Source organism: Nocardioides sp. Root682 (assembly GCF_001427795.1).
Lineage (GTDB): Bacteria > Actinomycetota > Actinomycetes > Propionibacteriales > Nocardioidaceae > Nocardioides.
Genome location: NZ_LMHJ01000003.1, coordinates 650,783 through 663,243, shown reverse-complemented (window position 1 = coordinate 663,243; position 12,461 = coordinate 650,783). Strand labels below are relative to the sequence as shown.

13 protein-coding genes are annotated in these 12,461 nt (G+C 71.3%); 8 read left to right on the top strand and 5 right to left on the bottom strand.

From position 1 onward, the window contains the following. Positions 1-65: 65 nt before the first annotated feature. The 3 genes from ASD84_RS18475 to ASD84_RS18465 all read right to left on the bottom strand — a co-directional run bounded on the left by ASD84_RS18475 (position 66) and on the right by ASD84_RS18465 (position 2,722). Positions 66-1,223 (bottom strand): GGDEF domain-containing protein, encoded by a 1,158-nt coding sequence (locus tag ASD84_RS18475; protein ID WP_056713524.1) that lies wholly within the window; start codon positions 1,221-1,223, stop codon positions 66-68. 132 nt (positions 1,224-1,355) lie between these two features. After that, positions 1,356-2,153, bottom strand: coding sequence for a hypothetical protein (locus ASD84_RS18470; RefSeq protein ID WP_056713521.1), 798 nt, complete (start codon positions 2,151-2,153; stop codon positions 1,356-1,358). Continuing rightward, a complete protein-coding gene (locus tag ASD84_RS18465) occupies positions 2,150-2,722 on the bottom strand; it encodes an RNA polymerase sigma factor (RefSeq protein WP_056713519.1) in 573 nt (190 codons plus the stop codon). Before ASD84_RS18465 ends, ASD84_RS18470 begins: the two co-directional genes overlap by 4 nt. 96 nt (positions 2,723-2,818) lie before the next feature. Between ASD84_RS18465 and ASD84_RS18460 the strand changes: the two genes are divergently transcribed. From ASD84_RS18460 to ASD84_RS18450, 3 genes are read left to right on the top strand one after another with little or no spacing between them, the layout of a single operon-like run. Then, complete coding sequence (locus tag ASD84_RS18460) at positions 2,819-3,301, top strand: PH domain-containing protein (protein ID WP_056713517.1); 483 nt, start codon at positions 2,819-2,821, stop codon at positions 3,299-3,301. Continuing rightward, positions 3,298-4,776, top strand: a complete 1,479-nt coding sequence (locus ASD84_RS18455; RefSeq protein WP_082573801.1) for a PH domain-containing protein — start codon at positions 3,298-3,300, stop codon at positions 4,774-4,776. Before ASD84_RS18460 ends, ASD84_RS18455 begins: the two co-directional genes overlap by 4 nt. Next, positions 4,773-5,165 carry a type II toxin-antitoxin system PemK/MazF family toxin gene (locus ASD84_RS18450; protein ID WP_056713513.1) on the top strand — a complete coding sequence of 131 codons (393 nt, stop codon included), beginning with the start codon at positions 4,773-4,775 and terminating at the stop codon, positions 5,163-5,165. The genes ASD84_RS18455 and ASD84_RS18450 overlap by 4 nt, the downstream gene beginning before the upstream one ends. A gap of 7 nt (positions 5,166-5,172) precedes the next feature. Here the strand turns inward: ASD84_RS18450 and ASD84_RS18445 are convergent, their stop codons facing one another. Beyond that, the gene (locus ASD84_RS18445) at positions 5,173-6,066 is read right to left on the bottom strand and encodes an AurF N-oxygenase family protein (protein WP_056713511.1); all 894 of its coding nucleotides are present in this window, start codon (positions 6,064-6,066) and stop codon (positions 5,173-5,175) included. A gap of 62 nt (positions 6,067-6,128) precedes the next feature. On the opposite strand from ASD84_RS18445, the gene ASD84_RS18440 reads away from it, so the two are divergent. The 3 genes from ASD84_RS18440 to ASD84_RS18430 are packed head-to-tail and all read left to right on the top strand — an operon-like array spanning position 6,129 to position 8,326. Next, entirely contained in the window at positions 6,129-6,821 is a 693-nt protein-coding gene (locus ASD84_RS18440; RefSeq protein WP_056713509.1) for a TetR/AcrR family transcriptional regulator, read from the top strand. Further along, on the top strand, positions 6,818-7,102 hold the full coding sequence (locus ASD84_RS18435) for a DUF4873 domain-containing protein (RefSeq protein WP_056713507.1): 285 nt from the start codon (positions 6,818-6,820) through the stop codon (positions 7,100-7,102). Before ASD84_RS18440 ends, ASD84_RS18435 begins: the two co-directional genes overlap by 4 nt. A gap of 27 nt (positions 7,103-7,129) precedes the next feature. Continuing rightward, positions 7,130-8,326, top strand: a complete 1,197-nt coding sequence (locus ASD84_RS18430) for a benzoate/H(+) symporter BenE family transporter (protein ID WP_235531173.1) — start codon at positions 7,130-7,132, stop codon at positions 8,324-8,326. Here ASD84_RS18430 and ASD84_RS18425 read toward each other — a convergent pair. Then, a complete protein-coding gene (locus ASD84_RS18425) occupies positions 8,280-9,488 on the bottom strand; it encodes a SpoIID/LytB domain-containing protein (protein ID WP_056713505.1) in 1,209 nt (402 codons plus the stop codon). The two genes, ASD84_RS18430 and ASD84_RS18425, sit on opposite strands and share 47 nt — an antisense overlap. Before the next feature lie 60 nt (positions 9,489-9,548). Between ASD84_RS18425 and valS the strand changes: the two genes are divergently transcribed. Both valS and ASD84_RS18415 read left to right on the top strand, forming a co-directional pair. Then, a complete protein-coding gene (gene valS / locus ASD84_RS18420; protein WP_056713503.1) occupies positions 9,549-12,164 on the top strand; it encodes a valine--tRNA ligase in 2,616 nt (871 codons plus the stop codon). After that, positions 12,164-12,445: a hypothetical protein gene (locus ASD84_RS18415; protein ID WP_056713501.1), complete on the top strand. Its 282-nt coding sequence runs from the start codon at positions 12,164-12,166 to the stop codon at positions 12,443-12,445. The genes valS and ASD84_RS18415 overlap by 1 nt, the downstream gene beginning before the upstream one ends. The last annotated feature ends 16 nt before the right edge of the window (positions 12,446-12,461 follow it).

The following is a 12,461-nucleotide window of genomic DNA, read 5'->3' as shown; positions in this document are numbered from 1 at the left end:
CCCCTACTTTGTGAGGACTTGACGAGGTCGCCGGCGACGCCTGCGGCACCTCGGGTCATCGACGCTCAGACCGTACGCCGGCCGCTCTGCTCCGGCAGGCCGCGTGCTGAACGACCACGTCCCTGGGCCTTGGCGCGGTACAACGCGGCATCTGCAGCCGCCATCGTGGCTGCGAGGTCGTTGCCGACCGACATGGCGGCGATCCCGAAGGTGGCAGAGCGTCGGTCGGTCCCCCGTCGGTAGCGGGCCGCAATCGCCTCGGTGAGGAGCTCGGCCTCCAGGTCGGGAACCAGGAGCACGAATTCGTCCCCGCCCAGCCGACCGACGAGGCCGGGGGCGCCGACAACGGCTTCACAGCTCTCTGCGAACGCGATCAACGCCGCGTCACCGGCCGCATGGCCCAACCTGTCGTTGAGGTCCTTGAACCGGTCCAGGTCGGCGATGACCAGCGCGGCCGGTCGGCCGCGACGGCGGAGGTCGCGCTCGGCGACGCGGAAGAACTCGGCTCGGTTGAGCAGACCGGTGAGCGCGTCCCGGGTCGCCTGCACCCGCAGGTCGGAGGTCTGCTGCTCGTGGCTGAGCGCCGACATGCTGAACGTGACCACGACCAGCAGGACCATGGTGAGCAAGGTGGTCGTCTGGCCGCCGAACCCGACGTCGAAGACCCGATGCTCCGGGCCGAGGACGGCGAACACGACCGTTCGCACGACGTAGTAGCCGGCAATGGCTCCCGAGGTGATCGCCATCGAGGACACCGCGAACCGGATCTGGTCGCCATTGCCGTCCCGGGGGTCACGTTCGCGGAGCAGCTGGCGGAGCTCGAAGGCCGACCGCCCGATCAGGCCTGCCATGGCGAGGAGGTACGCGATGCCGCCGGACCACCTGTCGTGGACCGGGTCGTCCAGCAGTGCAACCAGCAGGACCAAGGCAGGAACCAGCACCAGCGGCCGCCATGAGACGTCCCGACCGCGGAGCGACCGGGCACCGGCCCAGACACAACCGGCACCGAGGGTGCCGGTGGCGTTGCCCAACGGATTGGCGACGACCTGGGCCGGGGTGCCGTTGAAGACGAACAGCAACGCGCTGAGGATGAAGCACGCCAGCGAGAGACACCACCAGGCGCTGTACGACGACCGCGTGGACCGGTACGTCACGCCGTAGAAGAGCGTCAGGACGCACACCGCCACGAGGCCGAAGGCCACGCGCAGGGTGATGGTGTCCACCCGGCCACGTTAGGTCCGTCCCGACCGGCCCGAGAACCAAATCGGGACCTGCCAGCAAATCATGGTCGAAGACCACAGCGCCATGGTCATTCCGGGCCGGTGAGGACTGTCCAGGACCGGGACCAAGTCCCGTCAGCTGGCGGGTCGAGTGCTCCCGTCGGCGAGGTGGACGGTGTACGACCACGTCTCCTCGGGGTGTTCGGAGCTCTGCGGAACCGACGGCCACCACACGGCGAACCGGTTGCCGGCCACCGAAGCCTCGATGTCGAGGCCGTCGGAGGTGTGCACGGTGACGCCGCTGACCTCGCTGCCCACGTAGCCCGCGGTCCAGTTGACCCATCCCTCCTCGGTGCTGCCGCCCATGCTCGCGGTCTCCTCGAAGCCGCTGGGGTCGAGGCTCGGCGGCGTGGACGGGTCCGGCGTGTAGCTCCCGAGGAAGCCCTTGCGCTTCTCGCGCTCGGTCGGGTGGGCGACGAGCTCGTCGGGCATCACGCAGGCGGCTTCCCCGCGCGGGCCGGCCAGCAGGACGTAGGTCCACTCGCCACGTCGCTCCGCCAGCGCCACCCGCTCGCCGCGGCCAGGTGCGGCCAGGGCTGCGCGGCAGGCGGTGGCAGCTGCGTCCGCGGCCGCGCCGGTGAGGGGCGTGGGCGTGGGCGTCCACGACCCGTACGCGGTGCCTCCACCGAGCAGCAGGACAGGGACGGCCACGCCGGCGGCGGCAGCCAGACCCGCCGTCACCAGCAGCCGGTTCCGACGCCGGTGCGGTCGGGTCGGCTCCACCGGAACGGATTGGTCGCCTGCCGTCGCCACGATGCGGGCGAATGCCGCGTCGGCACGTCCTCGCTCCTCCTCCGTCAACTGGGTCTTCGGCGCAGGATCCAGCTGACCGAGGGCAGTCATGATCACGGACTCGGCGGTGTGCCTTCTCATCGGGCACTCCTCTCGGAAGCAGGGTGGCCGGGGACGGGTTCGCCGGCGGTGGTGGAGTCGATGTGGCGTCGCAGGGTGCGTCGGGCACGGGACAACCGCAGGCGATAGGCGGTGGGCGAGATGCCCAGCACCGCCGCCGCCTCGGGCCCGGTGAGGCCGTCCAGGACGGAGAGCGCGATCGCCTCCTGGTCAGTCGCGCTCAGCCGGGGCCACGCTGCGGCGAGGTCGACCGTGCAGGCCACCAGATCGGGGTGTTGGCCGGCATCCGCAGGATCGTGCCGGACTTCGGCGAGACGGACCGCCACGGCGTCACGCCTGTCCTCGCGGCGGCGGTTGTTCTGGAGGACCTTGCGGGCCACGCCGAACAACCAGGCACGCGCGTCCGACAACACCTCCGGGACATCGTCGAGGCGGCGCCAGGCAACGAGCATGACCTCACCGACGACGTCCTCGGCGTGACTTGGATGCACGCGCCTGCGCACGAAGCGCAGCAGATCGCCGTACGCCGCGTCGTAGATCTCCCGAAAGCGTTGCTCACGCTCCCGCGGCGACGACGTGATGGATTCCATGCCCTGTTCCTGTCCGGGATGGGACGAGTGTGTCATCCGACTTCGACTTCGACTTCGACATCCGCAGCCTGACCCGGCACTGGCTAGGGTCGGTGCGTGAGTGAACTGCGCGATCCGGCCGAGCGGGTCAGCCCACGAGCGCTCGTCATGTGGCACGTCACGGAGGCCGTCAAGGCCGTCGTCCTGGGGATCGGGGCGGGCATCGGCATTGCGCTCTGGGCGCCCGACGGGCTGCGCTGGTGGCTGGCGGCACTGACCCTGGTCACGTGCGTGACCGGTGCGGTCGTCGTACCCCAGTGGCGCTATCGGGTGCACCGCTGGGAGATCTCCCCCACGGCCGTCTACACGCAGCGCGGCTGGTGGGCCCGGGAGCGCCGGATCGCGCCGATGTCGCGGGTGCAGACCGTCGACTTCGCGCAAGGACCGCTGGCCCGGCTGTTCAACCTGGCCACGGTCACGGTGACCACCGCGTCGGCTGCTGGTCCGCTGCAGATCGAGGGCCTGGACCGCGACGTCGCCGTGGCCCTCATCGAGGAGCTGACCCGGAAGGCCGACCTGGTGGCGGGCGACGCCACATGACCGAGGCCCCGCCAGAGGTCCCCACAGGAGCAGCAGCCTGGGAGCGCCTCGACCCGCGGATGCTGCTGATCCACCCGCTCAAGGAGGCGGCCAGGTTCCTCCCCGTGCTGCTGGGCCTGGCGGTCGCGGGCGGCGTGTCCGGGTCCGGTCCGTGGGCCCTGCTCGGGATCTTCGCGCCCCTGGCGCTCGGTGTCGTGCGCTACCTGACCACCACCTACCGGGTCACCGACGGACGCGTCGAGGTGCGCCGCGGGCTCCTCCAGCGGCACACGCTCTCCACCCCGGTCGACCGGGTTCGTACCGTCGACCTCACCGCGTCGCTCCTGCACCGGATGCTGGGCCTGACGACCGTCGTCATCGGCACCGGCAGCGTGGTCAGTGACGCCGACGAGCGCCTCGCGCTCGACGCGCTCCCCCGCGACCAGGCCACCGCGCTGCGTGTCCACCTGCTGGAGTCTCGACGGGCCCGCCCCACGGAGGACCCGGCAGCAGAGGCCGTCGACGAGGCCGAGCAGGTCGTCGCGCGGTTCTCACTCCGCTGGCTCTGGTACGCCCCGTTCAGTGGCACCGCGCTGGTCGCGTTCGGCGCCCTCACCGGTGTCGTCCTGCAGTTCTCCGAGGTCCTGGACGTCCGGGTCAGCGAGGAGGACATCGCGGCTGTCGACGGCCGGTTCGTCCTCACGGTCATCGCGGTCCTCGCCGTGCTGGCCGTCGTCCTCGCTGTCGGCGGCTACCTGCTGGCCAACGGCGGCTTCGTCCTCTCGCGGCACGGCGCCGCATGGCACGTCCACCGAGGGCTGCTCACCCGCCGTGAGACGAGCATCGACGTGGCCCGTCTGGCCGGCGTGAACCTCGGCGAGCCGGCGCTGCTGCGGTTGGCGAACGGGCGATCCGTGGGTGCCATCGTGACCGGCCTGGACCGCAGCCAGGCCGGCTCCTCCGCGCTGCTGCCGCCCGCTCCCGCGGCCACGGCGTACGACGTCGCGCGCACCGTGCTCGGCACCGCGGCCCCGGTGGACGGACTCCTGATCACCCACGGTCGCGCTGCGACCACCCGTCGCTTCACCCGCGCACTGCTGGGTGCGACACCCTTCGTCGTACTGCCGGTGCTGGTGGTCGCCGCTGGAGCCTCACCGTGGCTCCTGCTCGCCGCAGTCGTCCCGGTCACCATCGCCCTCGCGCTGGCCGCGGACCGGGCCAGGTCCCTCGGTCACGCCCACCTCGCGGGTCATGTCGTGATGCGTTCGGGCTCCCTGACCCGTTCCCGCTCCGCCCTCGGTTCGGCGCACGTGATCGGCTGGAACCTCCGTGCCACCTGGTTCCAGCGCCGCGCCGGCCTGGTCCATGTCGTCGCGACGACCGCCGGTGGCGGCGGGCGCATCGAGGTGGACGACGTCCCCGTCCCTGCCGCCCTTGCCCTCGCCGAAGCGGCCACCCCAGGATTGGTCAGCCAGTTCCTCAAGGAGACCCGATGACCGACGGCACCTACGCACCCCGCCGCGACGGGGACCCGGATCCGGGCGAGGTGGTGTGGGCGTGGGTTCCGTACGAGGACGATCCACTGCAGGGCAAGGACCGCCCCGTGCTGGTGATCGGTACGACGATCGGCCCCGACGGCCACACGACGGTGGACTGCCTGGTCATGACCAGCAAGGACCACGATCGCGACCAGGCCCAGGAAGCCGCCGCGGGGCGTCAGTGGATGGATGTCGGCTCGGGCGGCTGGGACCGCGAAGGTCGGCCGAGCGAGGTCCGGCTCAACCGTCTCGTGGTCCTGGACGCCGCCGACGTCCGCCGCGAGGGTTCAGCGATCGACCAGACGATCTACGACGCCGTCCTGGCAGCGCGCGCTGCCCTCTCCTGAATCCGGCTCAGCGCATGAGGAACGAGGCACGCCACGTCTTGCGGTGAGCGGCACCGACCATCCCCTGCTCCTCCAGGAACGGCATCACCTTCTCGCCCATCCAGGCAATGGTGTCGCGGTAGTTCTCGTTGCCCAGGGCGGCCTTGCGCCCCTCACGCGGGTCGATGCCGACGGCGGCGTACACGTCGGGATGCACCAGGGACCGCATCGTGATGTAGGCGACCTGGGCGGTCAACGCCTGGTGCCAGAGACGCTCGGTGCGACCGATCCCGCGCACCGACTTCGCCAGCTCGTCGCGCGCGAAGGTGACGTGCCGCGCCTCCTCGGTCACGTGGATGCGCGACACCATCCGGGTCAGCGGCTGGATCCGCTCGTCGCGCATCGAGTCACGCTGCCACCGGTCGACCGGTTCCTCCCCGATCAGGATCGAGGCGTAGGCGCTCGGACCGCGCAGGGCGAGCGGGCCGAGCCGAGCGAATTGCTTCACCTTCGGGCGCGGGCCGTAGGCAGGCATGCCCATCGACCCGATCGCGCGCCCGAACATCACGGTGTGCCGCGTCTCGTCCCCCACCTCGGTGAGGGCGAACTGCGTCCGCGGGTCCCTCGGGTCGGCCGAGTAGACGTCGCGCAGCAGCAGCTGCATGAGGACCACCTCGAACCAGATGCCGACGCTGGCGATGCTCGCGACCTCGTGGCGCGAGAGCGTGATCTGCTGCTCCTCGCTCAACCCGTCCCACAGCTTCGTGCCGTAGAGCGAGATCCGCTCCGGCTGCATCCACCACAGGCCGGGCACCGGCGGTGCATCCCAGTCGAGGTCGACCTCGGGGTCATAGGATTGCCGGGCGGTCGAGCGCAGCAACCGGTCGGCCAAACGATCGGCAAGGGGATCCACGATGGTCATTGCTCAGGTCCTTCGAAGATTAGGTATTACCGTCGGTAACGTCTACCTGTACTGTTCTCCTCATGGCCTCTGACGTCAAGAGTGACGGGCGCGCGACCCGCTGGGACAAGCACCGGGCTGACCGCCGAGCCGAGTTCGTGCAGGCCGCGATCCGGGCGATCGACGCCCTGGGGCCGGATGCGTCGGTCGCCGACATCGCCGCCGAGGCAGGCGTCAGCAAGCCGGTCCTCTACCGCTACTTCGCCGACAAGGACGAGCTGTACGCCGCCGTCGGCACCTGGGGCGCCGACCTGGTGCTCGACCGGGTGATCACGGCCGTCTTCACGCCAGCGTCCGCCCGGGACCGGGTCACCGCCGGCGCTACGGCGTACCTCGACACCCTGGCCGAGCACCCCGCCGCCTTCCTCCTGCTCATCCGCCACCACGCAGCCGGCGCCGACCCGGTCGCCGACGGGAAGACGGTCATCGCCGCCAAGCTCTCCCGCCTGCTCGGCGACGCGCTGCGACACCTCGGTGGCGACGCGGCGGCTGCCGAACCCTGGGCGCAGGCCATCGTCGGCGTCGGCAACTCCGTCGGCCAGTGGTGGCTCGAGCGCCGCACGATGTCCCGCGCCGCCGCCACGACGTACCTCAGCGACTTCATCTGGCACGCGTTGTCCGGTGCCGCAGCAGAGCAGGGCGTCGAGTTCACCGCGCTCGACGCGGCGCCCAACGTGCGGCCCACTGTCCGGGCGATCCGCAAGGAGAGCCCGTGACCGTCGCCCACGAGCCGCAGGCGTCGTACGACGGCCCGGCCACTGTCGTGGTCGACGACACCGAGCAGGCCGTCACCGTGACCCTGCGCGGAGCCTTCCAGCCGCTCGACGGGCACTTCCACTGGTACGGCCGGATCGTGGCGACGCCCGAGCTGGCCACGCTCCGCAGCGGCACGGACGTCCGCCTGCGCACCGAGCACGGCGAGTCCGAGGGCCGGGTGTCGGACCGCGACCCCTGGGGACGGCTGCGCATCGCCGGTACCGGCGTACCGCCCTTCTGATCACTGGCTGGTCACTAGTCTCGGGGCGTGAGCGAGCCGACGACCCACGGACCGGTGATGGCCGGCGTCGTGACGGCGGTGGTCGGGTTCAGCAGCTCCTTCGTGGTCGTGCTCGCCGGCCTCACCGCCGTCGGTGCGACCCCCGACCAGGCCGCCTCCGGCCTGCTGGCGCTCTGCGTGACCCAGGCGCTCGGCATGCTGTGGCTGTCCCTTCGGCACCGGATCCCGGTGACGCTGGCCTGGTCGACGCCCGGTGCCGCACTGCTCGCCTCGACGACGGGGGTGATGGGCGGCTGGTCGGCCGTCGTCGGAGCCTTCGTCGCCGCCGGTGTCCTGATCCTGCTCACCGCACTGGTGCCGCGCATCGGCGACCTGGTCGCCGCGATCCCCCACAGCCTGGCCCGCGCGATGCTTGCCGGCGTCCTGCTGCCGCTGTGCCTGGCTCCGGTGACCGCGCTGGTGGACGCGCCCCGGGTGATCGCCCCGGTGATCCTGACCTGGCTGGTGCTGCTGCGCCTCTCCCCGCGGTGGGCCGTGCCCGGCGCGCTCGCCGTCGCCCTCGGCACGGTCCTGGCCACCGCCCACATCGGCGCCGATGCCCTGGCGCCCAGCCTCGCGTGGACCACGCCGTCCTGGTCGTGGTCGGCCCTGATCGGCGTCGCCCTGCCCCTGTACGTCGTCACGATGGCCTCGCAGAACGTCCCGGGCGTCGCGGTGATGAGTGGCTTCGGCTACACGGTGCCCTGGCGCGAGACCCTGACCGTGACCGGCATCGGCACCGTCGTCGGCGCACCCACCGGCGGACACGCCATCAATCTCGCGGCGATCAGCGCCGCCCTCGCCGCCGGACCGGACGCCGGTCCCGATCGCAGTCGGCGCTGGATCGCCGCCGTCAGCGCCTCGGTGACCTACCTGGTGCTGGCGGTCGCGAGCAGCGCGCTGGCCGCCATGGTCGTGGCCGCCCAGGACGGCCTGATGCAGGCCGCAGCCGGCCTGGCCCTGCTCGGCACCCTCGGCGCAGCACTCGCCGAGGCCCTGGCCGACCCGGCAGAGAGGGAGGCCGCCGCAGCCACCCTGGTGGTCGCCGCCTCCGGCGTCACCGTCTTCGGCATCGGCGCCGCGTTCTGGGCACTCGTGGTGGGGCTGTTGCTCCGCGCGTTCCTGCACCGGCCCGGGATCAGCAGGCCGCAACGCCACCCGGACACGCGAACATCGTCGACTTGAGCCCCAGCCGGGACCGGAACGTGTCACCACTCACCACGACCACCCCGGCAGCCCCGCGGACCCGCACCTCGGTGACCCGGCCGCCCCAGCTGCCGTTGCCGTCGCGGACGGTGACACCGATCCGTTCGAAGTCCCCGATCGCCGGCCACGCGGCCTCGATCGTGGTCGCCGGGACCACCACGTCCCAGCTCGCGTTGGGGTTGCCCTCCCACACGTCGTACGGGTCCTGCTTGGCGGCGAGATAGGGCTGCGACCCGGCCGAGGACCATCCGCCGTTGCTGGAGGAGAACTGGGTGAAGGCCGGCTTGCCGTCGTAGGTCCGGATCCTGGTGGCGGTCGCCGCGATCGCGGCGTCGCTCGCCGGGTTCTCGGCGGACACGCCGCGGTAGACCTGGCACGCCGTGGTGTCGCACAGGTGGTAGTGCCGCGGGTGCCGGTTGCTGCGGGCGAACGCAGCATAGGTGCGCGCGGCGACGGCCTGGGTGCGCACCGCCTGCGGGTGCCAGGCCGCGGGCATCTCCACCGGCACGACGCCCTTGAGGTAGTCCTCGAGCCCGACGACGTTGACGGTGTCCCGACCGAGGCCGGAGTCCGGGATCGCCGAACGCACCCGGCCGCGATAGGTCGCCGATCCGCCCGGGTAGTAGACCCGGATAGGGGCCGCACCCGACGCACGGAACTCCGCCTCACCCGGGATGTCGCGCACCGTGCGCCACTTGTCGGTGAGGACCGAGAGCCGGGTCGACCTGTTGTCGGCCGAGGGGACCAGCTGCCACTGCCGGGCGCTGCTGGAGGTGAGCGCCCAGCTCGCACCCGAGGTCAGGCTCCGCACCGACAGCCCCGAACGGTGACCGACCACGAGGTTGCTGGTGGTGTCCGCGGTGAGCAGGACGACCAGCGCACCGCTCGCCGCGGCCGGACGTGTGCCGGGGTAGTAGAAGTCGAGGATCTGGCTGGTCGTGCGCGCGTGGTTCTTCGCGGCGTTCTGGGCGCCGTACTGGGACATGCCGTGCCCGTGGCCCCAGCCGCGACCGATCAGGGTCAGCGAGGTCGGTCCCTCCGCCTGCGCAGGGGGTACGACGACCGCCGTCACCACCACCGCCACCAGCCCCGCAACGAGGGCCATCAGGGCGTTCAGGACAGTTCCCGGGATCAGGCGCATCGGTCGAGGGTAACCCGCCGGTTCCAGCCCCGGGGCCGGTCCGAACTAGGATTGTGGACCATGACCGAGCTCGACAGCACTCAGGCGCCGGACCCCATCGTCGTACCGGACCGCCCGGCGCTGGAAGGACTCGAGCAGAAGTGGTCCGACCAGTGGAAGGCCGACGACACCTTCGCCTTCGATCGGACCCAGCCGCGGGAGAACGTCTACGCCATCGACACGCCGCCGCCGACCGTCAGTGGCAGCCTGCACGTGGGCCACGTCTTCTCCTACACGCACACCGACCTGATCGCCCGCTTCCAGCGGATGCAGGGCAAGTCCGTCTTCTACCCGATGGGTTGGGACGACAACGGACTGCCGACCGAACGCCGGGTGCAGAACTACTACGGCGTCCGCTGCGACCCCTCGCTCCCCTACGACGCGGACTTCACCCCGCCGGAGAAGCCGGACCCGAAGCGCCAGGTCCCGATCAGCCGCCCGAACTTCGTCGCGCTGTGCGAGCAGCTCGTCGAGCAGGACGAGAAGGTCTTCGAGACGCTGTGGCGCACGCTCGGCCTGAGCGTCGACTGGAACATCACCTACACCACGATCGGCGCGAAGGCGCAGACCGTGAGCCAGCGCGCGTTCCTGCGCAACCTGGGCCGCGGCGAGGCCTACCTCCAGGAGGCGCCGACCCTCTGGGACGTCACCTTCCAGACCGCGGTCGCGCAGGCCGAGCTGGAGGCCCGTGACTACGCCGGCGCCTACCACCGCGTCGCGTTCCACCGCCCCGACGGCACTCCGGTGCACATCGAGACGACGCGCCCCGAGCTGATCCCCTCGGTGGTCGCCCTGATCGCCCACCCCGACGACGAGCGCTACCAGGACCTCTTCGGTACGACGGTGACCTCGCCGGTCTTCGGTGTCGAGATCCCGGTCCTGGCCCACGCGGGCGCCGAGAAGGACAAGGGCGCCGGCATCGCGATGTGCTGCACGTTCGGTGACCTGACCGACGTGACCTGGTGGCGCGAGCTCCAGCTGCCCGTGCGCACCGTGATCGGCCGCGACGGCCGCTTCACCCGGGAGACGCCCGAGTGGCTGGCGAACGAGCAGGCCTCGACGGCGTACGCCGACCTGGCCGGCAAGACCGTCCACTCGGCCCGCGAGGCCGTGGTCGCGAAGCTCCGCGAGACCGGCGACCTCGAGGGTGACCCGAAGCCCACGCAGCGGATGGCGAACTTCTACGAGAAGGGCGACAAGCCCCTCGAGATCGTCTCCACCCGCCAGTGGTACCTCCGCAACGGTGGCCGCGACACCTCCGTCCGCGACCAGATGCTGGCCCGCGGGGCCGAGATCCAGTGGCTGCCGCCGCACATGAAGCACCGCTACGACAACTGGGTCGGCGGCCTCAACGGTGACTGGCTGATCTCGCGCCAGCGCTTCTTCGGCATCCCGTTCCCGGTCTGGTACCCGCTCGACGGCGAGGGCGAGCCCGACTACGCCCGTCTGCTCCTGCCGACCGAGGCCGAGCTGCCGATCGACCCGTCGACGCAGGCGCCGGCCGGCTACACCGAGGAGCAGCGCGGCAAGCCGGGCGGCTTCATCGGCGACCCGGACGTGATGGACACGTGGGCGACCTCGTCGCTCACCCCGCACATCGCCGGCGGCTGGGAGACCGACCCCGACCTGTGGTCGCGGGTGTTCCCGATGGACCTGTGCACGCACGCGCACGACATCATCCGCACCTGGCTCTTCTCCCGCGTGGTCCGCGCGCAGCTCGAGAACGGCGCGGCGCCGTGGACCCACGCCATGATCTCCGGCTTCATCGTCGACCCCGACCGCAAGAAGATGTCGAAGTCCAAGGGCAACGTCGTCGTCCCCGACGAGATCCTCCAGAAGTACGGCGCCGACGCGGTCCGCTGGCGTGCGGCCATCGCCCGCCCGGGCCTGGACTCCCCCTTCGACGAGACCCAGATGAAGGTCGGTCGCCGCCTGGCGATGAAGGTCCTCAACGCGTCCAAGTTCGTCCTCGGCAGCGTCGGCGCGACCGAGTTCAGCGCCGCGCGGGTGAGCGAGCCGGTCGACACCGCCCTCCTGGGACGCCTCGGCGGCGTGGTCCGCAAGGCCACCGAAGCGTTCGAGGCCTACGACTACACGACGGCCCTCGAGGTCAGCGAGAAGTTCTTCTGGGAGTTCTGCGACGACTACCTCGAGCTCGTCAAGGAGCGCGCCTACGCCGAAGCAGGCGACGCCTCCGACTCGGCCCGCGCGACGCTCGCCTTCGCGCTCCAGGTCCAGCTCCGGCTGCTCGCCCCGTTCCTGCCCTACGTCACCGAAGAGGTGTGGTCGTGGTGGCAGGAGGGCTCGGTGCACCGCGCGCCGTGGCCGACGGTCAACGAGCTCGGTTCGCCCGCCGCGTCCGACGGGTCGGTCATCGACTCGGTCGCCGCCGCGCTGGGCGGCATTCGTGGCGCCAAGTCGCAGGCCAAGGTCACCATGAAGACGCCGCTGTCCCGCGTCGAGGTCTCCGGCCCCGAGAAGGCGGTCCGCGCCGCCGAGCTCGCCCGTCGCGACCTGATCGCGGCCGGCAAGATCGTCGGCGACCTGGTCTTCACCGTCGACGAGTCCGCAGGCGGCCTCACGATCACCGCCGAGATCGCCGAGGTCGACGAAGCACCTGCGGCGCCGGCTGAGTGATGCCGGTCCGGTGGGTGGCCGCGGTGGCGGTGGTGCTGGTCGCCGCCACCGGCTGCCGCGCCACCCAGTGGCCCTCGGACGCGGATCCCGCGCAGTTCTGCGAGGACATGACCGGGACGCAGTTCTGGGAGAGCGGGATCGACCAGCTGATCATCGAGCACGGCACGCCCGAGGACCTGCCCTTCGAGGCGCGCCGCTACCTGATCGACCTCGACGAGGGCAGGCAGACCGATCCGGTCGGCGAGCAGGCCCTCGAGAAGTACGTCGCGGACCACTGCTGACCCACCGGGGTCAACG